Raw genomic sequence first — 25,054 nt, forward strand, 5'->3', positions numbered from 1 at the left:
CCTTACTTGCCGTAAAAGCGAGATTAGTATACAAGAACTGCGCGGCGGTTCTTCGCATAAGCATCGTCAGATTGACCAAAAACGAGTGGTTTCTCTTCACCGTAGCTTACGATAGAAATTTGGTCAGCTTGAACACCCAATGCTTGAATGTATTTCGCAACAGCTTGTGCACGACGCTCACCAAGGGCGATGTTGTACTCAGGTGTACCGCGCTCATCTGCGTGACCTTCGATTGTCACTTTCATTGCCGGATCTTGGCTAAGGTATGCGGCATGTGCTGCTAGCATATCTTCGTAGTCACCTGCGATTGAAGCGTTATCAAATGCAAAGTAGATAGTTTGATTTTCGCGTAGCGCTTTCTCTTTAAGCTCTTGCTCAGTTAGCTGACCATTTGCATCAATCGGCGTAACAACAGTCGTTTCTTGCTGCTGTTGATTTGTTGCCGCATCTTGAGCTGCAGCAGAAGATGATGCGTCGTCGCTTGAGCTACACGCTGTCATAGCGAGAACAGGTAGCGCAATCAGCAAACCCTTAAATACTTTGTTCATTTGCATTTTATTATTTCCTTAACTTCTTATTTATTTGCTATAAATTTATTTGCTATAAAAATGGCGACCAAGCTGGCGCACGAACACGTCCGTTAGTCGCAGGCAATCTCGCCTTAAAGCGTCCATCAATGGAAACCATTGATAACACGTTAGTTTTGTTATAGATGGAACTGTATATCACCATGCTACCGTTCGGTGCAATGCTTGGCGATTCATCCAGCAGTGTTTTGGTTAAAATTTGCACTGAACCGGTTTCAAGATCTTGTTTTGCAAGATTAAAGCCAGAACGTGAGCCATTAACCATGACGAGGTAACGACCGTCGGGGGTGATCTGCCCACCGAGGTTTTGGCTACCCTGCCAAGTGATTCTCTCAGTTTTGCCGTCAGACAAATTTACTTCATAAATCTGAGGGTTACCACCCCTGTCGGACGTAAAAATAAGAGATTTCCCATCAGGTTTCCAGAAAGGTTCGGTATTATTCGACCGACCGCTAGTAATTTGCGTCAACTTTCTGCTTTCAAGATTTAACGTGTACACCTGAAGCTGACCGGTTTTAGACAATACTAATGCCAGCGACTTGCCATCCGGTGAGAATCTTGGCGCACCATTGTGACGCGGGAATGACGTAATACGTTCACTTTTCCCGGTATAGATATTCATCACAAAAATTTCTGCCTGACCGCTTTGGAAACTCACGTAGGCGATTTTTTTACCATCGGGAGACCAAGCCGGAGACATCAGCGGCTGCTTAGATTGCAGTACGAGCTTTTCGTTGTAGCCATCGTAATCGGAGATACGCAGTTGGTAGGGATAATCCGCTTTGTCTGAGACCACAACATACGCGATACGAGTGAGAAACGCACCGCGCTCACCAGTCAACTCTTGATAGACAAGATCAGAGATACGGTGTGCATATTCTCTTAAGCGGTTCGCAGGCACGGTCGCGCGCTTTTTGAATAACACATGGTCGTTTGATAACACTAATTGACCATCATCACTCAACGCTCGTGACTTACCACCCGTTAACTGACCACGAATCACGTCAACCAATTGGTAACTGACCTCATAGTTGCCTTGCTCGTTCTTTTTAATGGTGCCCGTCAGTAACGAATCGACACCCAAAGAAGTCCAAGCATTGAAATTGACGTCCATCGCATCATAAGGCGTTTGTGGCATCTTGCTGGTTGCCACTGGGCTGAATTTGCCACTGCGCTGTAAATCAGAGGCTACGACCGCCGACACATCTTGCGGCAATGGCTCCGCGCCTTCCCATTTAAATGGAACAATAGCAATAGGACGTGCTGAATCGATACCGTCCGTTATTACTAGCTCTAGTGCTGCCGTCGCATGTTGGCTGACCACGCCAAGCATCACTGCCATCCCTAAAAGTATTCGCTTTAACACTCGTCTTTCCTTTTTCTATGGAACTACTGTCAGATTAATGTTCTTTAGTTGACTGTTCACGTCCGCATCCGTGGACAACGGAAAGCTACCGACTTTCGCTATCGCTCGTTTCGCGGCAGAACAAAGCCTGCTCTCGCCTTCAATAATAGATACATTGCCGACAACAGCATCTTTACCCGCGGGTATCAGTCTAAGATTCACTTTGCACTCTTTACCCCTAAAGCTGTCTTCAAGCAGTAGATTTTGTTGAATCAGTTGGGTGTAAATCGCACCCATTCTTTGCACTTCGGAAGAAACGAAACGAGAGCGCGCTGTGCTGTTCGCAGCAGCTTCACTCTCTAGTCCCGAAAAAATATCATTCAGTGCCGCCTCTTTCTCTTGACGCTCGCGTTCCAGTTGATCTAAACGGAGTTGCTCTTGGCGTGCCTTTTCTGCCGCCTCAGCAGCGGCTTTTTCTTTGGCAATGCGCTCTTGTTCGGCTCGTTCAGCGGCCTCTTTTTCACGCTGGGCTTTTTCTTGTGCTTCTTTTAGCGCTTTTTCTTTGGCAATTCGTTCTTGCTCGGCTTTCGCTACCGCCGCTTCTTTAGCGATGCGCTCTTTCTCAGCTCTGGCTATCGCGGCTTCTTTTTCCTTACGCTGCTGTTCGGCTTTGCGTACGGCTTCTTCTTGTATTTTTCGTTCTGTCTCCGCTTCTACGGCGCGTTTTCGTTCGACTTCACGACGCTTTTCCGCTTCACGCGCGGCTTGTGCATCTTGCGCTTGCTGCTGTTTTAGCTTGCGAATACGCTCTTCTTCCTCTTTGCGATTTCGTTCAAGCTGCTCACTCTCACGGCGCAATTTGTCTAGTCGGTCTTGCTCTTTCTTCGCTGCCGTTTCTCTCTGTTTGCGGATCTCCGCCGCTTGCTGGCGAACCTGAGCCGGATCAATCACCACTGCCTCAACCATTCCGGTAGGCTCGGCTTGCTCCATGGTAAAGTCAGTTCCCCATAACAGCGCCGCCATCAACACGGCATGAGCGCCTAAAGAGACCATGACTGGCAATAAATAACTGTTATTCTGTTTATTTTTGTTTTTCATACCCTGAAACGTTCTATTCCCTGATGTCAGTCAACAAGCCTACTTTTGGTACGCCCGCACGACTTAATTCATCTAATAACAGTACAACCTCGGCATAGGGAGTAGCGGCATCGCCGCCAACCGCAACGGGAGAGTTTGGATTGATGCTCAGTTCCGCTCTGACTCGCAAAATCACATCTTGTAGACTTAGACCTCGCACTACGTCTTCATTGTTGACGCTTAAGCCTAGATTGCCGTCAGCATCCACCTCGACAATGATAAAACTGGCTTCAGTATCACCAGCTAATTCAGAGGCAGGTTTTGCCGTCGACGTTTTTGGCAGTTCGACATCAACCCCTTGAGTCACAAACGGTGAGGTCACCATAAAGATGATCAGCAGCACCAACATGACATCAATGTAAGGTACAACGTTGATTTCTGCCGTTAGCTTACGCTTTTTGGGTTGATAACCAGCCATTACTGCTCCCTACCCGCCATCGCTTGACGGTGCAGTAGACTGTGGAATTCTTCGGAAAAGGTCGCGTAGTTGTGCTCAAGTTTGTCCACTTTATTGCTGAGTCGGTTGTAAGCCATGACCGCTGGAATGGCGGCAAACAGACCCATTGCAGTTGCAATCAACGCTTCAGCGATACCAGGAGCAACCATCGCCAACGTCGCCTGCTTGACTTCGCCCAGTGCGATAAAGGCATGCATGATGCCCCAAACCGTACCAAATAGACCGATGTATGGACTGATGGATCCCACCGTCGCCAAGAAAGGCAGGTTGGTTTCAAGTTCATCGACTTCACGAGCAACAGCAACACGCATCGCACGACCAGTGCCTTCCATCACAAACGCAGGGGAATCCGGGTTAGATTTACGCAGTCGCAAAAATTCGCTAAAGCCATTGAAGAAGATCTCTTCCGTACCCGAAAGCGCTTCTTTACGTTTCTTCGCATCTTGGTACAGCTGAGTTAAATCGCCACCTGACCAGAACTTGTCTTCAAACGTATGGCTTTCTTTGGTGGCGCTATTAAGAACCTTGCTACGCTTAATGATCATCGCCCACGATACCACTGACATGCCAAGCAAAATCAACATGACAAGTTTTACTAGCAGACTTGCTTGTAGAAACAGATCTAAAAATGAAATATCAGCCGTCACTGTGTTTTAACTCCGTAAGTATTGGCGTCGGGATCGCCTTGGGCTTCATAATTGAACTATCAACACATGCCACTTTAACCACCGCCTTGGCGATTGTCACATCGTGTTGATCGGTTATTTCTTGTAAAAATGTTAATGAGGCGCGCTTAAACTGACCAATTGTGGTTTTCACCGTGAGTTGATCATCAAGCCTCGCACCACGAATAAAGTCAATATCCATATGACGAACGACAAAACCAGTACTCTGTTCGAGCAGAATACGCTGGTTAATCCCTTTACTGCGCAGCATTTCAGTACGTGCGCGTTCAAAGAAGTTTAAATAATTTGAATGGTAAACCACGCCTCCTGCATCGGTATCTTCGTAATAGACGGTGACCGGGAACTGAAATTCTGATGGTATGTTAGACAAACTATGCACTTCCTTGAAAAACCTTAATATAACTCAACTGGTGATGATTGTTATTAATAGTGACAAGAATTTTTGAATAAAGTGCGATAATTTACATGAAATTGATAAAGTTATCAGTGATTAGCATGCAAACTAAGCAAAAAGCCCGAGGTACAACCTCGGGCTTTGTTTAAATTCTAGTCAGCGATTAAGTCAGGTATTACATCAAGTATAGCACTGTCAAATAAAGCAAGACGCTCAAGGACAAGTATGGCGTAAACACCAACTGCCACAGCCAAAACCTTGGCTTAAATCCGATGCCATAAACCATGCTGGTACAGACAGAGACCAGAAACAAGATACCCAGCAATGGTGTAAAACCACCAATGGCTTGATCGTAAAGCACTGGTTCCCACATAAATAACCCAACATGAACAAACCCCAGCAAGATGGTCGCGATACGCAACCACCATCTGTCCATTGGCTGGTGAATCTGTTCAATCGACTGATTCAAATTACTCACTGTCTTTGTCCATCATTTCACTGTGTTCAAGCCACAGTGCGTTGATGATACCGAAAGCACAAGCAAGCAATACACCTAAAATCCAAGCGAAATACCACATATTGATTGCTCCTTAGTAAAGTGAATTTTTGTTTTCTTCGATGAACTTGTCATCGAGACGACCAAACATCTTGTAATAAGTCCACGCTGTGTAACTTAAGATCACGGGCACCATAACAAAGGCGACGGCGGTCATTAGGTTCAACGTTAACTCACTTGAGGTTGAATCCCACATAGTTAAGCTGTGTGAAGGGTTCAAGCTACTTGGCATCACGAATGGGAACATCGCCACACCCGCAGTGAAGATAACCCCAGCGTTAGCGAGCGAAGAAGCAATAAACGACAGTGCGCATTTTTCCATGCGAGACATCAATGCAGCAAGCAGTGGCATCACAACACCCAGTGCAGGCGCAATCCAAAGTAACGGATATTTTTCAAAGTTTGTCATCCAAGCGCCCGCTTCACGGATCACTTCTTTGTTCAGTGGGTTTGAAGCGGCATTGCCATCAATCGCACTCACTATCAGATAACCTTCGATAGATTGAATCCAAACACCCGCCGCCACAAAAGTGACCACAACCAGTAAACCCATGATTTGCGCAACTGAACGCGCTCTGGTGTGGATATCCCCTGTGGTTTTCATCTGCAGCCAAGTTGAACCTTGCAACAAAATCATAAACACGCTGACTAAGCCACATAACAAAGCAAACGGATTAAGCAGACCGAAGAATGAGCCATGGTAAGTTGGCATCATAAAGTCGCTCAGTTGGAACGGCACACCTTGTAGCAGGTTACCAAAAGCCACACCAAAGATAAGCGGTGGAACAAAACCACTGATTGAGATACCAACATCCCACGCTTGACGCCAACGGGCATCTTCCAGTTTAGAACGGTAATCAAGACCAATTGGACGCAGCCATAATGCCGCTAAGGTCACAATCATCGCCAGATAAAAACCAGAGAATGACGTAGCATAAACCAGTGGCCACGCCGCAAACAACGCACCACCCGCAGTGATAAGCCATACTTGGTTACCATCCCAGTGCGGAGCAATCGAGTTGATCATCACGCGACGTTGAGTGTCGCTTTTACCTAGGATTGGCACCAACGCACCAACGCCCATATCAAAACCATCGGTTACGGCAAAGCCAACGCATAGTACGCCAATCAGTACCCACCAGATGAATCGTAAGACTTCGTAATCAAACATATTTTTTCTCCCTGTCTACGCTTCTACTTGACGACTAACTTTGCTTTCAACTGTGTCGACGTTTTGCTCAAAGTGATAACGTCCAGTTTTCAAGCTACTTGGCCCTTTACGCGCAAATTTAACCATGAGGTAAACTTCAGCGATCAAGAACACGGTATAGAGCGCAATAATGGCAAACAGTGATGTCCATAGTTGAGAGTGAGTCAGCGCCGAGGCGGCAACGTGTACTGGTAGGATTTCACCGACCGCCCAAGGTTGGCGACCATACTCAGCGACAAACCAGCCCGCTTCGATTGCAATCCAAGGTAGAGGAATACCAAACAGTGCGGCTTTAAGGATCCAAGGTTTCTGTTCAATCTTGTGACGACATGTTTGAACAAACGCGGCACCAAAGATAAATAACATTACGAAACCACAACCCACCATGATGCGGAACGACCAGAATAGCGGCCAAACCGTTGGGATAGAGTCATCCGCTGCGGCTTGAATTTGGTCTTCTGTTGCGTCAACAACATTATCGGTATAGCGCTTCAATAGTAAGCCATAACCTAGATCGTCTTTCACTTCATCAAAAGCCGTTAGGTTTTGCTCTGAACGCTCACCTGCACGCAGTTTTTCTAGTAGGTCATAAGCATACATACCGTTACGGATACGATCGACGTGCTCTTCACGCAAGTCACGCAGACCTTGTACCGGCGTATCGAATGAACGTGTTGCGATGATACCCATCACATAAGGGATCTTAATCGCGTAATCGGTGTGCATGGTCTCTTGGTTTGGAAGACCAAATAGCGTGAACGCTGCCGGAGCTGGCTCTGTATGCCACTCAGCTTCAATCGCCGCCAGTTTTACTTTCTGTACGTCACCAAGCTCATAACCTGACTCGTCACCCAGCACGATAACAGACAGGATAGATGCCATACCGAACGAAGCCGCGATAGCAAATGAACGACGTGCAAAAGCAATGTCACGACCTTTCAGTAGGTAGTAAGAACTCACGCCAAGGATAAACATCGCACCGGTGGTATAACCTGACGCCACAGTGTGAACAAATTTCACCTGAGCAACAGGGTTAAGCACCACTTCGGCAAAGCTGACCATTTCCATACGCATGGTTTCAAAGTTGAACTCGGCACCGACAGGATGTTGCATCCAGCCGTTGGCGACCAAGATCCACAACGCAGAGAAGTTAGAGCCAAGTGCTACCAACCAGGTGACAACCAAGTGTTGACGTTTAGATAGACGATCCCACCCGAAGAAGAAAAGACCAACAAAAGTGGATTCGAGGAAGAAAGCAACCAGTGCCTCAATCGCTAACGGAGCACCAAAGATATCGCCGACATAGTGGGAATAGTAGGACCAGTTAGTACCGAACTGGAATTCCATGGTTAGGCCGGTGGCAACACCTAAGGCAAAGTTAATACCAAACAGCTTACCCCAGAACTTGGTCATGTCCTTATAGATCTGCTTATTGGTCATTACGTAGAGGGACTCCATGATGGCAAGTAAGAATGCCATACCGAGAGTCAATGGAACGAACAGGAAGTGATACATTGCCGTGAGTGCAAATTGCAATCGAGACAGATCAACAACATCTATCATAGTAACTCCTTGTGTGCCTTATTGTGGACACGTTTTACATCTTGCTCCAAGGATATTGGTTGAGTTTACATTAAAAATGTTGAGCTTTTCACTCATCCCTGTTGCGAAAATGTACCTTGTTGGTTATTTAATTGTTAAGCTTGCGCTAATATAGCTGACGCTAATATTACTGCGATTTGACGCCAGTTTCAAAAGGTTTCTCCATTAACTTGTCTTGATGTGAATCAATTAATTTTAAGCACATGTATGACAATTAAATTAAACTTGATTTGCATCAATAGAAAGGCAGGTTAATACAAGGAGCTTTGTAATGAGATGTGTCTAAAACAATCAATTTGGACAGATTGTTATACAAGAAATTGCACAAAGATCACTTTGTGATCTTTGTGCAATATTTAGAATTGTTATAAAAAACGTTAATCTGGGCGGTCAATACCAAAATGTAGATAAGCGCGATCTGAGGCAATACGTCCTCGAGGTGTACGCTGTAAATAACCTTGCTGAATTAAGTATGGCTCAATCACATCTTCAATGGTGTCTTTTTCTTCACCGATCGCGGCGGCAAGGTTGTCTAAGCCAACTGGACCACCGGAGAATTTCTCCATGATAGCGAGCAGTAGCTTTCTATCCATGTAGTCAAAACCACGACTATCGACATCCAGCATATTAAGTGCTTTGTCAGCGATATCTTTGCTAATCACACCATCCGCTTTCACTTCTGCATAATCTCGAACACGGCGTAATAAACGGTTGGCAATACGAGGCGTTCCCCTTGCTCGACGAGCAATTTCTAATGCGCCTTCGGCTTGCATCTCTAGCCCTAAACAGTGAGCGCTGCGCTGAACAATAGACTGCAGGTCTTCAACTTTATAGTATTCGAGTCGCTGAACAATACCAAAGCGATCACGCAGTGGCGAGGTTAATGAACCGGCTCTCGTCGTGGCTCCAATCAGAGTAAACGGGGGCAGATCGATTTTAATCGAGCGCGCCGCGGGTCCTTCACCAATCATGATATCCAACTGGTAATCTTCCATCGCCGGGTAAAGCACTTCTTCGACCATTGGACTCAGACGATGGATTTCATCAATAAACAGCACATCGTTTTCTTCGAGGTTAGTCAGCAGTGCAGCAAGATCTCCCGCCTTTTCAAGCACAGGACCCGAGGTGGTACGAATATTGACTTCCATTTCATTGGCAACAATATTCGCCAACGTGGTTTTACCTAATCCGGGAGGACCGAAGATCAGTAGATGGTCGAGCGCCTCATTACGAAGCTGTGCAGCCTTAATAAAGATCTCCATTTGACCACGCACATGCTCTTGACCCTCATAGTCATCCAACTTTTTGGGTCGGATGGCACGGTCAATCACCTCTTCATCTTTAAAGTCAGGGCTATCGGCTGAAATTAAGCGATCCGCTTCAATCATACGGGAATGTCTCTCTAATTACTGACTGACTAAATTAAACTCTTTTACTAAGCAAGTTTTTTGTTAAACCGTTTTCTTTAGACCACTGTTTCCTTTAAACCATAGCACGCAAGGATTCGCGGATAATAGCTTCACTCGTCATTCCAGACTGAGCAACCTGCGAGACCACCTTAGAGGCTTGCGCTGGTTTATAGCCAAGAGCAAGAAGCGCGGCAACGGCTTCGTCTTCTGCATGCGTTCCTGATGTCGCGGCAGAGACGGAATCCATCGGAGCGGCATCCGTGGCTGGCGTGAACAGATCACCTGCGCCCCAACCTTTTAGCCTGTCTTTCATTTCTACCACTAAGCGCTCGGCGGTTTTTTTACCCACGCCCGGCAACTTAATCAGAGTAGAGATATCTTCGCGCTCCACGCAAGAAACAAATTGTGCGGCAGACATTCCAGAAAGGATACCAAGTCCGAGTTTAGGTCCAACCCCGTTCGCTTTAATCACCTCACGGAACAGCGCACGCTCTGAAACGGTATTAAATCCATACAGCAACTGAGCATCTTCTCGAACCACAAAATGGGTATAGATCACGGCTTCTTGTCCCACTTCAGGCAGTTCATAAAAGCAGCTCATTGGCATCTGGACTTCATAGCCCACGCCGCCGACTTCAATTAACAGTTCTGGTGGTTGCTTCTCTACTAGAATGCCTCGTAATCTTCCTATCACTTTGTTTCTCTCATAACGATCTTGAATGGGGCTTAGAATATAGAATAACTGGATAGACATCCAGTTATTCGTTCACTTTTGTGCAGCCCACTGAGTTAGTATGCCCCCAATTAACGATAGCGTCCTTTTTTCGCACCTGTCGCTTTGCCAGCAAGGGCTACGAGAGTTTTATTGGTATTGGCATGACAAATGGCGACACCGAGTGCATCGGCTGCGTCTGCTTGGGGTTTCGCTGCCAGCTTTAACATGCTCATCACCATATGCTGAACTTGGGCTTTATCTGCACCCCCCGTGCCGACGACCGCTTGCTTAATCAATCTGGCGGCGTATTCATACACCGGAAGGTCATGATTCACCGCAGCAACAATCGCGCTGCCTCGTGCTTGACCAAGCTTAAGTGCCGAGTCGGCATTTTTGGACATAAATACCTGCTCGATAGCAAATACATCCGGCTGGAATTGGGTAATAATTTCACTGACCCCAGCATAAATCTGCTTCAATCGACCGGGTAGATCTTTTTCCGAGGTGCGGATACAACCACTGCCTAAATAGTGCAAATGGCGTCCTTGTTGGCGAATCACCCCGTAACCGGTAATTCTCGAGCCTGGGTCAATTCCTAAAATTATCGACATTAACTACCTATCTCTTCTCTTGATCTCAGCGGAAACAAAAACTCCCGCAAGTGCGGGAGTTTCTATTCAAGACTGAAATTAAGCGTCTTTCTGTTTCGCCGCTGTCACTGCAATCGCAAGTTCTTCAAGGGCTGCTGGATTGGCAACACTTGGCGCATCCGTCAACAGACAAGCTGCTGCGGTGGTTTTCGGGAATGCAATCACGTCACGGATGTTCTCTGTGCCACACAGTAGCATCACCAGACGGTCAAGACCGAACGCAAGACCTGCGTGTGGTGGTGTGCCGTACTTAAGTGCATCCAGTAGGAAGCCAAACTTCTCACGCTGCTCTTCAGCATTAATGCCTAAGATTTCAAACACAGCCGCTTGCATTTCTGCATTGTGGATACGAACTGAACCGCCACCAACTTCATAGCCGTTAAGTACCATATCGTAGGCGTTTGAGTTTGCTGCCGCTGGATTCGCTGTTAGCTCTTCTGCATTAACACCGAGTGGCGAAGTGAATGGGTGGTGCATTGCATGCAAGTTACCTTCATCATCTTCTTCAAACATCGGGAAGTCGACAACCCATAGCGGTGCCCATGCAGAGTTATCGGTGAGCTCTAGATCTTTACCGAGTTTCAGACGCAATGCGCCCAATGCTTCCGCGACTACGTTGGCTTTATCCGCACCGAATAGAATGATGTCACCCGACTCTGCTTGAGTACGCTCAAGAATACCGTTGATCACATCTTCGCTTAGGAATTTAGCCACTGGAGACTGGATGCCTTCCATGCCCGCTGCACGGTCATTCACCTTCATCCATGCTAAACCTTTAGCACCGTAGATACCCACGTATTCGCCGTAGCTATCAATCTGCTTACGTGTGAGTGAAGCACCGCCCGGTACACGGATAACCGCAACGCGACCTTTGTCATCGTTTGCTGGACCCGAGAACACTTTGAACTCGACATCTTTAACAAGATCAGCCACATCCACTAGCTCAAGCGGGTTACGCAGATCAGGCTTATCAGAACCAAAACGACGAATCGCTTCAGAGAATGGCATCACAGGGAACTGACCTAGGTCTACGTTCAGTAGCTCTTGCCACATATCGCGAACCATTTTCTCCGTCACTTCACGCACTTGATCGGCACTCATAAATGATGTTTCGATATCGATCTGAGTAAATTCAGGTTGACGATCAGCACGTAAATCTTCATCACGGAAACATTTTACGATTTGATAGTAGCGGTCAAAACCAGACATCATCAGCAACTGCTTAAACAGTTGAGGCGATTGAGGCAGTGCGTAGAATGAGCCTTTATGAACACGGCTTGGGACGAGATAGTCACGCGCACCTTCCGGCGTCGCTTTTGTCAGCACTGGCGTTTCGATATCTAGGAAACCATTTTCGTCAAGGAAACGACGCACAAAGCTGCTGGCTTTGGCACGCAGTTTAATACGGTCGCTCATTTCTGGACGACGTAGGTCAATATAACGGTACTTTAGACGCTGCTCTTCGGTGTTGGTCTGGTTGAAGTCAAGTGGCAACACGTCAGAACGGTTGATGATCTCCAGACCTTTTGCCAATACTTCAACTTCGCCCGTCGCCATGTCTTTGTTGACTTGGCTCTCTGGACGCACACGAACTTCACCCGTTAATTTGATGCAGAACTCATTGCGAAGTTGGTTAGCAACTTCATAAGCTTCCGCCATATCCGGATCAACTACTACCTGAACGATACCCTCACGATCTCGCATATCAATAAAGATAAGACCGCCTAAATCTCGACGGCGATTAACCCAGCCGCACAGTTCTACAGTTTGTCCTGCAAGGGACTTGTTCAGGTGACCACAGTAATGGCTACGCATAATGAATTTCCCAATTTCCAATGTTTATATGAAATCTATATTGTAGGCTAACCATGAAAAGTAAAAGGTCCAGCCTGCAAAATCAAAGGTTCATTTATACTCGGAAAATCGTTTAAAATCGACCTAATTCAACAGATTTATTGTCATTAATCGCGGTCTAGGGCTGGTATCGGGTGCAAACGTATAAAATATCAACACAAGTCGAGGATTTCGCCTAATGCGAGTTACTGAGCCCCGCTGTCGAATCGGTTTAACCATGTGGTCGCATAATGAGTGGCAGGCGTCCTTTTTTGGTCGCGGCACCAAAACGAGTCAGCGCCTAGAAAAATATGCCCAAGTCTTTAATACCGTCGAGGGCAACACCACTTTCTACGCCACGCCCGCGAGTTCGACAGTCGCTAATTGGCATAGCGCGACACCCGATAATTTCCGCTTTACCTTTAAACTGCCAAGTGCGATCACCCACCAACATCAGTTAGTTAACTGCCAAGAGGCACTGTCTGACTTCCTTCGCGTTATGTCGCCGCTGCATGAAAAGGTTGGCATGTGGACCATCCAACTGCCAGCGCAATTTTCTCCCGAGCAGTTATCGAACTTGATGGCGTTTTGCCAGTGGTTTCCTAAAGACTTTCCTCTTGGCATTGAGGTGCGTCATCTGGCGTTCTTCGACAAGGGAGAGAATGAAAAGCGTCTCAATCATTGGCTAGTCGAAACGGGCATAGACCGAATTATTATGGACAGCCGCCCAGTGTTTGCCGCTAAACCAGACACGCCCGCCGTGATTGAGGCGCATAGTCAAAAGCCGCGTGTACCGACTCATGCCATTGCCACCGCAGAGCAGCCCATGATCCGCTTTATTGGTCATCCAGACCTCGAAGCAAACAGTACGTTTTTTGCACCTTGGCTTAAAACAATACCGCAATGGATTGAGCAAGGGAAAACGCCTTATATTATGGTGCATACACCCGACAACAATTTAGCGCCGCAGCTTGCTAAACAGTTGTACCAACAACTGCAACAGTTAACGACCCTGCCTGCGCTAGCGCGTTTTCCCGCTGAAGATGATGATGGTCAGCAACTTGCTATGTTTTGAGTTCTTAAGTTTTGAGTTCTTGAATTTTGAGTGTAAGTTTTAAGCTTGAGGCACACGGTTTTATTGATGCAAACAAGCACCAAGTCAGCACTCCCCTTTCACTTTAGGGTCTATGAGTGACATTTAATATTCTATAGCGTAAAATGCGCGCCTTTTTCTATTTCGACATTCCCTGTTCAACGAGGTTTTCATGCACAACGAAGACACGCAGAATAAAGACAATATTTTCTCTGCACCTATTGATAAAATTGGCGATTTCACGTTCGATGAGCGTGTGGCAGAAGTCTTTCCTGATATGATTCAACGCAGTGTCCCAGGATACAGCAATATCATTTCTGCCATTGGCATGCTGGCGCAGCGCTTCGCTAAACCTCATTCCAACATTTATGACCTCGGTTGTTCATTGGGCGCGGCGACCCTTTCTATGCGTCGCAATATCGATCAAGAGGGCTGCCATATTATTGCGGTCGATAACTCGTCGGCTATGGTTGAGCGCTGCAAGTTGCACGTCAACGCCTATCGTGCCGAAACGCCAGTGAGTGTGGTTGAAGCTGATATCCGTGATATTGAGATAGAAAACGCCTCCGTTGTGGTGCTTAACTTCACGCTGCAATTCTTATCTCCGGACGATCGTCGCACTCTGCTTGAGAAGATCTATCAAGGTCTTAAACCGGGCGGTATTTTGATATTGTCCGAGAAGTTTGTGTTTGAAGATGAAGGCGCACACGAATTATTAATCGATCTTCACCACGACTTTAAGCGTGCCAATGGCTATAGCGAATTGGAAATCAGTCAAAAACGCAGTGCGATTGAGAATGTGATGCGTCCAGATTCGATTAATGCCCACAAGCAACGCTTTAAAGAGATCGGCTTTAGTAGCTACGAAGTTTGGTTCCAGTGTTTTAATTTTGGCTCCATGTTTGCCGTCAAATAAGTAGAGATATTCATGTTTAATTTTGCAAACTTCTATCAACTTATCGCGCAAGATACGCGTCTTCAACCTTGGCTCAATATCTTGCCGCAGCAACTGACTGACTGGCAAAACGCTCAGCACGGCGACTTTGATCGCTGGCTGCGAGCATTAGCTAAAATTCCAGCTGACCGACCGGATAACGTCGAACTACAACAGCGTGTGGCGATCTCTAACGAGACACCGCTTGCTCAAGGTGAGATGAAAAAGCTGGAAAACCTATTGCGCACCTTCCATCCATGGCGCAAAGGTCCTTATCATGTCCATGATATCCATATTGACACCGAATGGCGCTCAGATTGGAAATGGGATCGCGTGTTGCCGCATATTTCCCCGCTTAAAAATCGCTCTGTGTTGGATGTGGGTTGTGGTAATGGCTACCACATGTGGCGCATGCTGGGCGAAGGGGCGCGTCTTTGTGTAGGGATTGATCCATCGCATCTGTTCTTGGTGCAATTTGAAGCCATCCGTAAGTTAATGGGAGACGATCAACGCGCCCACCTATTACCTTTAGGTATCGAGCAACTACCTGAACTGAAAGCCTTTGATACTGTTTTCAGCATGGGTGTGCTGTATCACCGCCGTTCGCCACTGGATCACTTGATTCAATTGAAAAACCAGTTGGTTGCGGGCGGCGAACTGATCCTTGAAACCTTGGTGATCGACGGCGATGAAAATGCGGTACTGGTGCCATTTGACCGTTATGCCCAAATGCGTAATGTCTATTTCTTCCCATCAGCAAAAGCGTTAAAAGTCTGGCTAGAAAAAGTCGGCTTTGAGAATGTTCGCATCGTTGATGAAAATGTCACATCGACCAAAGAACAACGCACAACTCAGTGGATGACACATAATTCTCTGCCTGAGTATCTGGATCCTAATGATCCAACCAAAACAGTTGAAGGCTACCCTGCGCCGAGACGCGCAGTGTTAGTAGCAACTAACCCGAACGAATAGCTGACCATTTTCTCGTCAGATTGGAATAATTCCTAGGTTCTGAACCTAGGTGACCAACTCTGACGAAGCTCTGACAATAGAGGCAGTGTAACCCTCTATTGTCACGCTAAATTTCGTTATAAATCATCTTACTTACACTTTTTTCTTGGGTTTATCATGCATAAGCGTTTGGCATTGATCTCTCTTATTGTCATGGTTAGCGGTTGCTCAACCGTCAATCATCAGGATTTGCACCAAAGTACACTCACTGCCATTGAACAGGCAGAGTCTAGAATCGAAAATCGACTCTATAATTTAAATCTTCAGCTGAGTAATCAAACCGACTATATCGATAGTCTGGAGTTATCGGTAGACACCTTGCAACAGCAAGTCCAGCAGCTGCAACAACAAAAAACGGCTGAAGCACCGAAACAAACTGAGTCATCGACTCCTGCACCGGTTGCTGCGGTAGCCACATCAGAACCCAGCAATGTCACCGTGCTTGGGGCAATTGAAACGGTAGAGATCGACAGCTTAGCGACCCAGTTTGATGCTCGAGTCGACACTGGTGCGGCAACCTCTTCGTTAAATGCGGGAGATATTCAATTTTTCGAGCGTGATGGCAAAGAGTGGGTTAAATTTAAGCTGCTCTCACAAAATACCAAAAGCAGTGAATCGCCCTATATTGAAGCACCAGTAATTCGCTATGCCAAAATACGTCAGTCAGCGAATGAAAAAGGGGAACGCAGAGCGGTAGTGGAATTATGGATAAAAGTTGGAAAAATCCATGAAAAAGCGCAATTTACACTGGCAGATCGCTCGCAAATGTCCCACCCTATACTTCTAGGGAGAGAATTTATTAAAGATATCGCTTTAGTGGATGTGAGTAAGCAATACATTCAGAAGGTCAATTAATAAATCCAAACCCGCACTAACTATTCACGGGACGAAAATACAATAATAAGGCTGTTTATGACATCGCGTATTCCATTTTATCTATCCGTAAGTCTGCTTATTATTGCCGGCATCGCCTTGAGCGTAATAAGGCATCAAACTTATGGTGTACCTTGGACACCTGGAGAATCTAGGCAAGTTTGGGACATTGAAGCAAGAATCGAATTTAAAGCCACTGGGGATGCAGTCAAAATCTCTCTGGCAGCACCACAAACCCAAAGTGGCTATACACTGACCAATGAATCGGCCTCTTCGCAGGGTTATGGGGTTTCCTATGTTGACTCTGATGCAGGACGCCGCGCCGAGTGGTCTATCCGACAAGCGACGGGGGCGCAAACCATCTATTACAAAACCCAGTTTCTGGTCGATGATCAGGCCGTCGCTGACCCAACGCCCCCTACTGGTGAAATCGCTGCGCCGACTTTCAATGGTCCAGAAGAAGCCGCCGCGAACGCACTTATCTCACGTGCTAAAGGGCGGTCTGCTGACGATATCACTTTCACTCGCGAGCTCATCAAAACCCTCAACGATAGTGATAGCCAAAACGCCGCACTACTGCTTAACGATATGGACAAAACCGAGGCAGTTGCAAAATTACTCGCTTTTGCACAAGTTCCCGCTAAGGTCGTCGGCGTGATCGAACTTGAAGATGGTCGCCGTCGTCAAACGGTTCAACAGATGATTCAAGTCTGGGATGGCAGCCATTGGCAAATCTTCGCTCCTGACAATAATGAGGGCAAAGATAAACAGAACCTGCTGGTATGGGATCAATCCAACGTTTCACTGTTAGACGTAATTGGGGGCAAAGACAGTAAGGTTCACTTTACTATGATTGCTCAAGAGGTGTCGGCAAGCGAAGCAACGGCAAGCAAAGTCAATGCTGATGGCTTACTCAACTTCTCTATCCATAGTTTGCCTCTTGAAGAGCAAGCGATGTTTAAAACCATCATGCTGATCCCAATTGGCGCATTGATTGTCGTTTTCCTGCGTATTCTGATCGGTTTAAAAACCTCGGGCACTTTTATGCCTGTCCTTATTGCGGTGGCATTTGTACAGACGCAGTTGGTGACCGGCATCGTCGGTTTCTTGTTGATTGTTGGCACGGGTCTGGTGATTCGTAGCTATCTTTCTAAGCTCAATCTATTGCTGGTGGCGCGGATATCCGCCGTCATTATTACGGTTATCTTAATCATCTCGGTATTTACCGTGGTTGCCTATAAGATTGGTCTGACCGAAGGGCTTTCGATTACTTTCTTCCCGATGATTATTCTTTCATGGACTATCGAGCGTATGTCGATTCTTTGGGAAGAGGAAGGTGCAAAAGAGGTGGTGTTGCAAGGCGGAGGCTCACTGCTCACGGCGGTTTTGGTTTATCTTGCGATGACCAACTCCTACGTTCAGCACCTCACCTTTAACTTTATCGGTCTGCAACTGGTCATTCTTGGCGGCATCTTACTGCTCGGTACCTACACCGGTTATCGCCTAACCGAGCTTCGTCGCTTTAAACCGTTGACGGAGGACTAAGCTATGTTTCAAGACTTTACCAGTCCTTTTAAGCTCCGTTCCCGCGGCATTATGGGAATGAACCAACGAAACCACAGTTACATCAGTCGCTATAACGACCGCTCGAAGTATCCACTGGTGGATGACAAACTCAAGACCAAAATCATTGCTGAAAAAGCGGGGGCAACTACCCCTGCCCTTATCGGTGTGATTCGCAGTCAAGCCGAAGTGAAAACCATTCATAACATGGTGAAGTCTTGGCCCGGGTTTGTGATCAAGCCAGCGCAAGGCAGTGGTGGCAAAGGAATCCTTGTAGTCACTGAACATAAAGATGGCGTTTACACCAAACCATCCGGTGCGACCATAAACGAAGAAGATGTTGAGCGCCATATCAGTAATGCCTTGGCGGGTCTTTTTTCTCTGGGTGGCAAAAACGATGTGGCGGTGGTGGAGAACTTAATCAAGTTTGATGACTGCTTTGATGGCTTTAGTTATGAAGGGGTGCCGGATGTACGGATTATCGTATTCCAAGGCTACCCTGTTATGGCGATGATGCGCTTATCAACCTCTGCGTCTGACGGCAAGGCCAACTTACACCAAGGCGCGGTCGGTGTTGGCATCGACATCGCGACGGGTAAAGCGGTGCGCGCGGTGCAGTTTGATCGCCCTGTCACCCATCATCCCGATACCGGAAAAGAGTTGGCCTTACTGACCGTTCCTCACTGGAAACGTCTGCTTACTTTGGCATCCAGCGCCTATGAAATGACAACGTTAGGCTATATGGGCACCGATATGGTGTTAGACCGTGAAGAAGGACCAATGGTATTGGAGCTGAATGCTCGCCCAGGGCTGGCGATTCAGATTGCCAATGGCTGTGGTATCTTACCGCGCCTCAAGCATATTGAATCCCTTGGTAAGCCGGACCCGTTCAACTATCCAACACCAGAGCAAAGAGTCGAGTACGCCGCTAAGATGTTTTCTCATCAGAACCACACGACGCTGTAATACCTCGCTTTCTAGATAACAAAAGCGCTGCTCAATGGCAGCGCTTTTTGGTTCTGTCTTTCCTGTCTTGATCGCGAGTTAGCTTATCGACCATTGCGACAGTGAACGCTTAAAGTCATCGTAGTCAAATTCATTCAATTTTTCGATGTCTCCATTGCCACGTTCACAATAGATAGCCGGCATCTTCAAACCGTTAAACCAGTTTAACTTAACCATGGTATAACCTGCGCTATCGAGGATATGCAGCTTCTGCCCTACTTGCAGCGGTTGTTCAAACTTTGCTACACAGAACTGGTCACCCGCTAGACACGAGCAAGAGCCAATCACATACTCATGCTCACCCATGTCACTGGCTTCCAGAATCGACGCTGGCTCATTATAGATCAAGGTATCAAGTCGATGCGCTTCGGTTGCCGAGTTGACGATAGCGGTCTTTTTCTCGTTCTCAACAATATCAACCACCGTCACGACAAGATCGGTGGTCTTAGTGATGATGGCCTCACCCGGTTCAAGATAGAGCTGGACACCGTGCTTATCAGAGAAAGCTTTCAATGCCGCACCAAGTTTGTCGATATCATAACCCGGCCAAGTAAAGAACACGCCGCCACCCATGCTGACCCAATCAAGCTTATCCAGCTGTTCACCAAACTGGTGGGAAATCGCATCCAGCAAAGCGATAAAGGCATCGACGTCCTTGTTCTCACAGTTCATGTGGAACATCACACCATTGATAGTATCAAACACGCTAGGATCGATATGGTCAGCTTGGACGCCAAGACGCGAGTATTTTCGCGCTGGGTTGGCCAGATCTTGACCCGCGTAGCTAACACCCGGATTAAGGCGTAAACCCAAAGAGGCTTTGCCCTCAACAAGGTGGCGATAAGCTTTAAGCTGCGACTGAGAGTTGAAGATCATCTTGTCACAGATGTCTGCCACTTCAATAACGTCTTCTTCGGTATAACCCACGCTGTAAGCATGCGTTTCACCACCAAAGGTTTCGTAGCCAAGCTTAACCTCAAATGGACCGCTGCTGGTCGAGCCGTCAAGATAAGGTTTGATGATGTCGAAGACACCCCAAGTTGAAAAGCACTTAAGCGCCAATACCAGTTTGACCCCAGAGATCGCTTTGAGCTGTTTCGCTTTCTCTAAGTTCGCTATCAGCTTAGCTTCATCAATCATGAAGTAAGGTGTTTTCAGTTCGCTTTTTTGCATCACTTATTTACTCTAAAACGTAAAAACCCGCCCTCGAAGAAGGCGGCTTTTGAGACCATCCCTAAATGTATTAGGGATGGCGATGTTAGTCAGTTCAAGTATACGATCTATTTTAAGATCTGGATGTCAGGAGCGCCAACGTCGAGTTCTTGAACATGCCAATCAAGACCAATCTCCGGCATGGTTTCTAGGAACGGATCTGGGTCTAGTTGTTCCATATTGAACACACCCGCATCCGCCCACTTACCACGGAAGAATTGTAACGCGGCAGTAATCGCCGGAACACCTGTGGTGTACGAAATCGCTTGATGCTCAACATCTTCATAAGCCACTTCGTGATCCGCGTTATTGTAGATAAATACGCTGCGCGCTTTACCGTCTTTATTACCCTGAACCCAAGTACCAATACAGGTTTTACCAGTATAGCCCGGCGCTAACGATGTTGGGTCTGGCAGCAACGCTTTCAATACGTGCAGTGGCTGTACCACAGTACCATCGTGCAGTGTCAGTGGGTCTGGTGAAAGCAAACCGATATCACGCATGCAGTTGAAGTAGTTTAGGTATTTATCACCAAAGCCCATCCAAAATTCGATGCGTTTTGCTGGAATAAACTCTTGCATAGAACGCACTTCGTCGTGCGCCATAGAGTAAACCTTGTGCTTACCTACGAGCGGGAAATCGAACTCAAGCATACGGGTGTGGCAAGGTACTTGTTTCCACTCTTCGTTTTCCCAGTAGAAAGAGTCGCCTTGGATCTCTAGCATGTTGGTTTCTGGATCGAAGTTAGTCGCAAACTTCTTACCGTGGTCACCGGCATTGACGTCCATCACGTCGATAGTGTCAATTTCATCAAATAGATGTTTGACGGCATACGCAGCAAAAACGCTCACCACGCCAGGATCGAAACCGGCACCAAGAATACCGGTAATACCCGCTTGCTTAAATTTGTCACGGAAGCCCCATTGCCAATCATAGGCTTGAGGGACTTGTTGACCCTCTGAACACAAGTCAACCGCAACAGACGTGTCTAAGTAAGAAACTTTCGCTTGCAGACACGCTTCCATAATGGTGATGTTGACCCACGGAGGACCAGCGTTGATCACCAGATCAGGCTGCACTTCTTTAATCAGTGCCACCAATGCATCCACATCGTCTGCATTGACTGCGCGGGCTTCTAGCTTTTTGCTTGCGTCTTTAAGGTTGTTCTTACCTTTGATCGACTCAATAATCTTTTCACATTTTGCAACCGTGCGTGATGCGATTGTGATATCGCCTAATACGTCGTTATTTTGCGCCGCTTTATGCGCCACAACCCAACCAACACCACCAGCGCCAATTTGTAGAATTGCCATTGTTCGTTTTCCTTAGTTAGCTAGCTCAAGAGCTAAAAGATTAATCGTGTTAAGTAATGTCTCGAAGTCAGATAGCTCCAAGCAAGGGTTCAAGATGGTAAATTTCAGCGCACTATGACCCTGAACCACGGTTTCCCCTAATACCGCGACTCCGCGCGTCAGTGCTTCCATACGAATGAGTTTATTAAGTTCATCCAAATCCATGCCGTTATGATTAACTGCGCGGAATAAAACCGTTGATAGCGAAGGCTGTGCCAAAAGCTCAAATTGGTTATGCCCGTCAATAAGCTTAGCGACTTGTTGCGTTTGATCCATTAAGTGATCCACCATTTCACCTAACGCATCAGGACCCACGTTTTGCATTGTCATAAAGACTTTCAAAGCATCAAAACGTTTCGTCGTGGCGATGGATTTGTCCACCAAGTTTGGCAGTTCATCATGCTCACGATTCAAGTAGTCGGCATGGTGCAGTAGATATTTGAAATGACGGCGATCTTTAAGCAACAGTGAGCCGCAGCTAATGGTTTGATAGAACAGCTTATGAAAATCGACACTCACCGAGTCCGCTAACTCGATACCCGCCAATCGTGTTTTTTGCTGACTGAGAATTAAAGCCCCACCATAAGCACTATCGACATGGAACCACAACGCAAATTGCTTCGCGATGCGCGCCATCGCCGTTAGGTCATCAATGGCTCCGTGATCGGTGGTTCCGGCGGTGCCAACCAAAGCAAATGGAATCAAGCCTTGTGATTTCAGAGTGGCAATATCCGCTTCAAGCGCCGCTATCTTAATGGTGCCGTTGTTATGGGTTGCGACGGTGTGAACCGCTTTTTCCCCTAAGCCCAGCAGAGAAGCGGATTTCTGAACCGTGAAATGCGATTTGTCAGAACAAAGGATACGAAGCTTATCCGCATAGTCGGGCAGACCGAGTTTTTGAATTGAATGACCGTTGGTGATATCCGCAATACGGTCGCGAGCCAACAACAGCCCCATTAGGTTGCTCTGAGTCCCGCCACTGGTGAAAATGCCATCGGCATCATCGCCCAATTGGTAGCGCTCACACAGCCAATCCAATACCTTTTGTTCAACGTAAGTCGCCGCTGACGCTTGATCCCACGAGTCCATTGATTGGTTAAGAGCCGCAATCATCGCCTCTGCTGCCACTGCTGGCATCAGCGGTGGTGTGTGCAGGTGCGCGATACAATTAGGGTGCTGGGTGAAAATCGAGTTTTCGACCACTAACTCCGCCGTGTGATCGATGATCGCGGGTAGGCTTTCATTGGCACCATTAAGGTTAACCGCATTGATGGCGCTTTCTAACACCTTAGGATCAAGACCGGAATAGGGTTTATCCGTGTTGGCAAACACCTCTTTCATTACTTGTGTCGTGTGGTTCATTACTTTCGAGAACTCGGTGGAACCATGCTCTCCGGTATGAATAAAGTGTTTCTTCCAACCTTGTTGGCTGTGCGCTTGCTGGGAAACTTCCCCCCCGCCGGCGACCGAAATCGCCTGCTCTAGCGTTCGCAATGCAAAATCAATCTGCTCAAAGCTGATAATTAATGGCGGTAGAAAACGAATCACGGAACCGTCGCGTCCCCCTTTCTCGACCATCAGACCGCGTTCGAGCGCGGCTCTTTGGATTTTAAGGGTCAACTCGCCATCCGATGCTGGCTCACCAAACTTGTTCAACTCACCGTTTGGCTTGGCAATTTCAACACCCAGCATCAAGCCTTTGCCGCGAACCTCGGCAATACAAGAGACTCTTTGCTTGATCGCGTTGAGTCCCATGCGCAAGTATTCACCAGCAACACGGGCATGTTCGACTAGGTTATCTCGTTCAATAATTTCTAGCGCTTTGGCACCGGATACCATCGCAAGTTGGTTGCCACGGAATGTCCCGGTATGTTCGCCGGCATTCCAAGTATCAATTTTCTTGTTGAATACCAGCAACGACATTGGCAATCCGCCACCAATGGCTTTGGATAAACACAGAATATCTGGCTCTATACCCGCTTCTTCGAAAGCGAATCGGTAGCCGGTTTTGCCGACACCGCACTGAATTTCATCCAGAATCAGCAGGATTTCGTGTTCATCACAGATACGACGAAGTGCTTGCAGCCAAAACGCCGGAGCGGGAATCACCCCACCCTCGCCTTGTACTGGCTCAACAATAATCGCGGCCGGTTTCATAATACCCGCTTCATCGTCGTTCAAAAGGCGTTCGATATAGCGAATGCTCTGTTTTGCCCCTGCATCACCGCCTAAACCAAATGGACAGCGCAGGCTATAAGGGAAAGGCATAAAGTGAACGTCAGACATCAGCCCCGTGCGACGTGCTTTGGTGCCTAAATTGCCCATCATTCCCATGGTGCCGTTGGTCATACCGTGGTAGGCACCACGGAAAGCAAACATGGTGTTGCGCCCCGTGGTTTGCTTCGCCAATTTGATGGCGGCTTCCACTGCATCAGCGCCCGATGGACCACAAAATTGCAGTACCGATTGCTCGGCAAAAGCACTCGGCAAGAAAGCTTTAACGGCTTGGATAAAGGTATCCTTAGCCTGTGTGGTGATATCAAGGGTTTGATAAGGCAAGCCTGAATCGAGTTGCAGCTTGAGAGCAGCATTGATTTCGGGATGGTTATATCCCATGGCAAGAGTGCCAGCTCCAGCTAGACAATCGAGAAAGATCTGTCCACGGGTATCTTCCACCAGCGCGCCAAAGGCTTGCTTGATAGCAATCGGCAGGCGGCGCGGGTACGAGCGCACATCAGACTCGTGTTGTTGCTGATTGAGCAGCATTTGATCGGGTGTTAAATCGTAAGGCGCTTCGACATAAGGAATTTGCGCCGAGAATGAAGCATCGGTATTGGTATTTAATTCAAAAGCGGTAGTCATGAGTAATCCCTGATCGCTGCGATGATAATAAACATCACAGATAACAAAACATGCCAGACCCTAAATGTAAGGTACGGCAAAGGCTAAACACGCAGGTTTAGTAAAATAGAATGATTTTGTTGATCAAGGCTCGGTGATACTACGAGTTAAGCGCAATACACAGTTTGGAAGTTTAGAGCTGATTATTAATAGCAAGTTTGTGAATTTCAATGTTGGGTTTCCCATTAACATGCCAATGTTCGGCATTAGTATCCCGTCTACTGATTAATATCTTAATCAGTACCTACCCTACGCTGTGTCACAATCAGCTTGAATGGTCACAGCGCGTCTCCCCCAGATGCATTCCGAGATTGCGCGGGAAATTAACATAAAACTCATTATCATAGCAACCGATTTGTATTCGGTATCTGTGACAAACTATTTTGACTGAGAAAAGTAAGGTTCACGACTATCGTGGTTAAGCAACTATCTACCAGAGTCGATCGCCACCAATGTCGATCGGTTCTATTTGTGCCTAGTCACAGATTTACCGAAGAAATATCCTAACAAAAAATGACTTTCTAGCCGT

General features: G+C 47.1%; 23 protein-coding genes. 6 read left to right on the forward strand and 17 right to left on the reverse strand.

All coding sequences use genetic code 11. The features are described 5' to 3' along the window. Positions 1-23: 23 nt before the first annotated feature. The 14 genes from pal to aspS all read right to left on the reverse strand — a co-directional run bounded on the left by pal (position 24) and on the right by aspS (position 12,563). Positions 24-554 carry a peptidoglycan-associated lipoprotein Pal gene (pal, locus tag L9Q39_RS08520; RefSeq protein WP_237484666.1) on the reverse strand — a complete coding sequence of 177 codons (531 nt, stop codon included), beginning with the start codon at positions 552-554 and terminating at the stop codon, positions 24-26. 46 nt (positions 555-600) lie between these two features. Continuing rightward, the gene (gene tolB, locus L9Q39_RS08525) at positions 601-1,953 is read right to left on the reverse strand and encodes a Tol-Pal system beta propeller repeat protein TolB (RefSeq protein ID WP_237484667.1); all 1,353 of its coding nucleotides are present in this window, start codon (positions 1,951-1,953) and stop codon (positions 601-603) included. A gap of 15 nt (positions 1,954-1,968) precedes the next feature. Beyond that, on the reverse strand, positions 1,969-3,030 hold the full coding sequence (tolA, locus tag L9Q39_RS08530; RefSeq protein WP_237484668.1) for a cell envelope integrity protein TolA: 1,062 nt from the start codon (positions 3,028-3,030) through the stop codon (positions 1,969-1,971). Between the two features lie 13 nt (positions 3,031-3,043). Further along, positions 3,044-3,487, reverse strand: a complete 444-nt coding sequence (locus tag L9Q39_RS08535) for an ExbD/TolR family protein (protein WP_237484669.1) — start codon at positions 3,485-3,487, stop codon at positions 3,044-3,046. Beyond that, positions 3,487-4,173 (reverse strand): protein TolQ, encoded by a 687-nt coding sequence (gene tolQ, locus L9Q39_RS08540; RefSeq protein ID WP_237484670.1) that lies wholly within the window; start codon positions 4,171-4,173, stop codon positions 3,487-3,489. The genes L9Q39_RS08535 and tolQ overlap by 1 nt, the downstream gene beginning before the upstream one ends. After that, positions 4,163-4,582, reverse strand: a complete 420-nt coding sequence (ybgC, locus tag L9Q39_RS08545) for a tol-pal system-associated acyl-CoA thioesterase (protein WP_290369138.1) — start codon at positions 4,580-4,582, stop codon at positions 4,163-4,165. The genes tolQ and ybgC overlap by 11 nt, the downstream gene beginning before the upstream one ends. A gap of 199 nt (positions 4,583-4,781) precedes the next feature. Further along, positions 4,782-5,084, reverse strand: a complete 303-nt coding sequence (gene ybgE, locus L9Q39_RS08550; RefSeq protein ID WP_237484671.1) for a cyd operon protein YbgE — start codon at positions 5,082-5,084, stop codon at positions 4,782-4,784. Continuing rightward, positions 5,077-5,184 (reverse strand): cytochrome bd-I oxidase subunit CydX, encoded by a 108-nt coding sequence (gene cydX, locus L9Q39_RS08555; RefSeq protein ID WP_000270284.1) that lies wholly within the window; start codon positions 5,182-5,184, stop codon positions 5,077-5,079. The genes ybgE and cydX overlap by 8 nt, the downstream gene beginning before the upstream one ends. 12 nt (positions 5,185-5,196) lie before the next feature. Then, positions 5,197-6,333 carry a cytochrome d ubiquinol oxidase subunit II gene (cydB, locus tag L9Q39_RS08560; protein ID WP_237484672.1) on the reverse strand — a complete coding sequence of 379 codons (1,137 nt, stop codon included), beginning with the start codon at positions 6,331-6,333 and terminating at the stop codon, positions 5,197-5,199. Between the two features lie 15 nt (positions 6,334-6,348). After that, entirely contained in the window at positions 6,349-7,935 is a 1,587-nt protein-coding gene (cydA, locus tag L9Q39_RS08565) for a cytochrome ubiquinol oxidase subunit I (RefSeq protein ID WP_237484673.1), read from the reverse strand. A gap of 416 nt (positions 7,936-8,351) precedes the next feature. Then, on the reverse strand, positions 8,352-9,362 hold the full coding sequence (gene ruvB / locus L9Q39_RS08570; protein WP_237484674.1) for a Holliday junction branch migration DNA helicase RuvB: 1,011 nt from the start codon (positions 9,360-9,362) through the stop codon (positions 8,352-8,354). Between the two features lie 94 nt (positions 9,363-9,456). Continuing rightward, positions 9,457-10,077 carry a Holliday junction branch migration protein RuvA gene (gene ruvA, locus L9Q39_RS08575; protein ID WP_237485539.1) on the reverse strand — a complete coding sequence of 207 codons (621 nt, stop codon included), beginning with the start codon at positions 10,075-10,077 and terminating at the stop codon, positions 9,457-9,459. Between the two features lie 110 nt (positions 10,078-10,187). After that, a complete protein-coding gene (gene ruvC / locus L9Q39_RS08580) occupies positions 10,188-10,709 on the reverse strand; it encodes a crossover junction endodeoxyribonuclease RuvC (RefSeq protein WP_237484675.1) in 522 nt (173 codons plus the stop codon). A gap of 78 nt (positions 10,710-10,787) precedes the next feature. Beyond that, a complete protein-coding gene (gene aspS / locus L9Q39_RS08585) occupies positions 10,788-12,563 on the reverse strand; it encodes an aspartate--tRNA ligase (protein WP_237484676.1) in 1,776 nt (591 codons plus the stop codon). A gap of 217 nt (positions 12,564-12,780) precedes the next feature. Between aspS and L9Q39_RS08590 the strand changes: the two genes are divergently transcribed. The 6 genes from L9Q39_RS08590 to L9Q39_RS08615 all read left to right on the forward strand — a co-directional run bounded on the left by L9Q39_RS08590 (position 12,781) and on the right by L9Q39_RS08615 (position 19,021). Further along, on the forward strand, positions 12,781-13,656 hold the full coding sequence (locus tag L9Q39_RS08590; RefSeq protein WP_494337055.1) for a DUF72 domain-containing protein: 876 nt from the start codon (positions 12,781-12,783) through the stop codon (positions 13,654-13,656). Positions 13,657-13,846: 190 nt separating this feature from the next. After that, positions 13,847-14,590 carry a carboxy-S-adenosyl-L-methionine synthase CmoA gene (gene cmoA, locus L9Q39_RS08595; RefSeq protein ID WP_237484678.1) on the forward strand — a complete coding sequence of 248 codons (744 nt, stop codon included), beginning with the start codon at positions 13,847-13,849 and terminating at the stop codon, positions 14,588-14,590. A 12-nt stretch (positions 14,591-14,602) separates the two neighbouring features. After that, positions 14,603-15,580: a tRNA 5-methoxyuridine(34)/uridine 5-oxyacetic acid(34) synthase CmoB gene (gene cmoB / locus L9Q39_RS08600; RefSeq protein ID WP_237484679.1), complete on the forward strand. Its 978-nt coding sequence runs from the start codon at positions 14,603-14,605 to the stop codon at positions 15,578-15,580. Positions 15,581-15,736: 156 nt separating this feature from the next. Further along, positions 15,737-16,474 carry an ATP-dependent zinc protease family protein gene (locus tag L9Q39_RS08605; RefSeq protein WP_237484680.1) on the forward strand — a complete coding sequence of 246 codons (738 nt, stop codon included), beginning with the start codon at positions 15,737-15,739 and terminating at the stop codon, positions 16,472-16,474. A gap of 57 nt (positions 16,475-16,531) precedes the next feature. After that, positions 16,532-18,037 (forward strand): inactive transglutaminase family protein, encoded by a 1,506-nt coding sequence (locus L9Q39_RS08610; RefSeq protein WP_237484681.1) that lies wholly within the window; start codon positions 16,532-16,534, stop codon positions 18,035-18,037. Positions 18,038-18,040: 3 nt separating this feature from the next. Beyond that, positions 18,041-19,021: an alpha-L-glutamate ligase-like protein gene (locus L9Q39_RS08615; protein WP_237484682.1), complete on the forward strand. Its 981-nt coding sequence runs from the start codon at positions 18,041-18,043 to the stop codon at positions 19,019-19,021. A gap of 78 nt (positions 19,022-19,099) precedes the next feature. Here L9Q39_RS08615 and nspC read toward each other — a convergent pair whose 3' ends face one another. The 3 genes from nspC to L9Q39_RS08630 all read right to left on the reverse strand — a co-directional run bounded on the left by nspC (position 19,100) and on the right by L9Q39_RS08630 (position 24,486). Continuing rightward, positions 19,100-20,233 carry a carboxynorspermidine decarboxylase gene (gene nspC / locus L9Q39_RS08620; RefSeq protein ID WP_237484683.1) on the reverse strand — a complete coding sequence of 378 codons (1,134 nt, stop codon included), beginning with the start codon at positions 20,231-20,233 and terminating at the stop codon, positions 19,100-19,102. Between the two features lie 107 nt (positions 20,234-20,340). After that, positions 20,341-21,585, reverse strand: a complete 1,245-nt coding sequence (locus tag L9Q39_RS08625; RefSeq protein ID WP_237484684.1) for a carboxynorspermidine synthase — start codon at positions 21,583-21,585, stop codon at positions 20,341-20,343. 12 nt (positions 21,586-21,597) lie between these two features. Then, the gene (locus L9Q39_RS08630) at positions 21,598-24,486 is read right to left on the reverse strand and encodes a pyridoxal phosphate-dependent class III aminotransferase (RefSeq protein ID WP_237484685.1); all 2,889 of its coding nucleotides are present in this window, start codon (positions 24,484-24,486) and stop codon (positions 21,598-21,600) included. Positions 24,487-25,054: the final 568 nt, after the last annotated feature.

It is taken from the genome of Vibrio hippocampi (genome assembly GCF_921292975.1).
Classification (GTDB): Bacteria; Pseudomonadota; Gammaproteobacteria; order Enterobacterales; family Vibrionaceae; genus Vibrio; species Vibrio hippocampi.

What these genes read in the sequence shown, in the direction of transcription:
- L9Q39_RS08590 (WP_494337055.1), top strand. Translation starts at nt 12,781, where the DNA reads ATGCGAGTTACTGAGCCCCGCTGTCGAATCGGTTTAACCATGTGGTCG.
- cydX (WP_000270284.1), bottom strand. Translation starts at nt 5,184, where the DNA reads ATGTGGTATTTCGCTTGGATTTTAGGTGTATTGCTTGCTTGTGCTTTC.
- cydA (WP_237484673.1), bottom strand. Translation starts at nt 7,935, where the DNA reads ATGATAGATGTTGTTGATCTGTCTCGATTGCAATTTGCACTCACGGCA.
- L9Q39_RS08630 (WP_237484685.1), bottom strand. Translation starts at nt 24,486, where the DNA reads ATGACTACCGCTTTTGAATTAAATACCAATACCGATGCTTCATTCTCG.
- nspC (WP_237484683.1), bottom strand. Translation starts at nt 20,233, where the DNA reads ATGCAAAAAAGCGAACTGAAAACACCTTACTTCATGATTGATGAAGCT.
- L9Q39_RS08615 (WP_237484682.1), top strand. Translation starts at nt 18,041, where the DNA reads ATGTTTCAAGACTTTACCAGTCCTTTTAAGCTCCGTTCCCGCGGCATT.
- aspS (WP_237484676.1), bottom strand. Translation starts at nt 12,563, where the DNA reads ATGCGTAGCCATTACTGTGGTCACCTGAACAAGTCCCTTGCAGGACAA.
- cmoB (WP_237484679.1), top strand. Translation starts at nt 14,603, where the DNA reads ATGTTTAATTTTGCAAACTTCTATCAACTTATCGCGCAAGATACGCGT.
- ruvC (WP_237484675.1), bottom strand. Translation starts at nt 10,709, where the DNA reads ATGTCGATAATTTTAGGAATTGACCCAGGCTCGAGAATTACCGGTTAC.
- L9Q39_RS08605 (WP_237484680.1), top strand. Translation starts at nt 15,737, where the DNA reads ATGCATAAGCGTTTGGCATTGATCTCTCTTATTGTCATGGTTAGCGGT.
- L9Q39_RS08625 (WP_237484684.1), bottom strand. Translation starts at nt 21,585, where the DNA reads ATGGCAATTCTACAAATTGGCGCTGGTGGTGTTGGTTGGGTTGTGGCG.
- L9Q39_RS08535 (WP_237484669.1), bottom strand. Translation starts at nt 3,487, where the DNA reads ATGGCTGGTTATCAACCCAAAAAGCGTAAGCTAACGGCAGAAATCAAC.
- tolA (WP_237484668.1), bottom strand. Translation starts at nt 3,030, where the DNA reads ATGAAAAACAAAAATAAACAGAATAACAGTTATTTATTGCCAGTCATG.
- L9Q39_RS08610 (WP_237484681.1), top strand. Translation starts at nt 16,532, where the DNA reads ATGACATCGCGTATTCCATTTTATCTATCCGTAAGTCTGCTTATTATT.
- cmoA (WP_237484678.1), top strand. Translation starts at nt 13,847, where the DNA reads ATGCACAACGAAGACACGCAGAATAAAGACAATATTTTCTCTGCACCT.
- cydB (WP_237484672.1), bottom strand. Translation starts at nt 6,333, where the DNA reads ATGTTTGATTACGAAGTCTTACGATTCATCTGGTGGGTACTGATTGGC.
- ruvB (WP_237484674.1), bottom strand. Translation starts at nt 9,362, where the DNA reads ATGATTGAAGCGGATCGCTTAATTTCAGCCGATAGCCCTGACTTTAAA.
- pal (WP_237484666.1), bottom strand. Translation starts at nt 554, where the DNA reads ATGCAAATGAACAAAGTATTTAAGGGTTTGCTGATTGCGCTACCTGTT.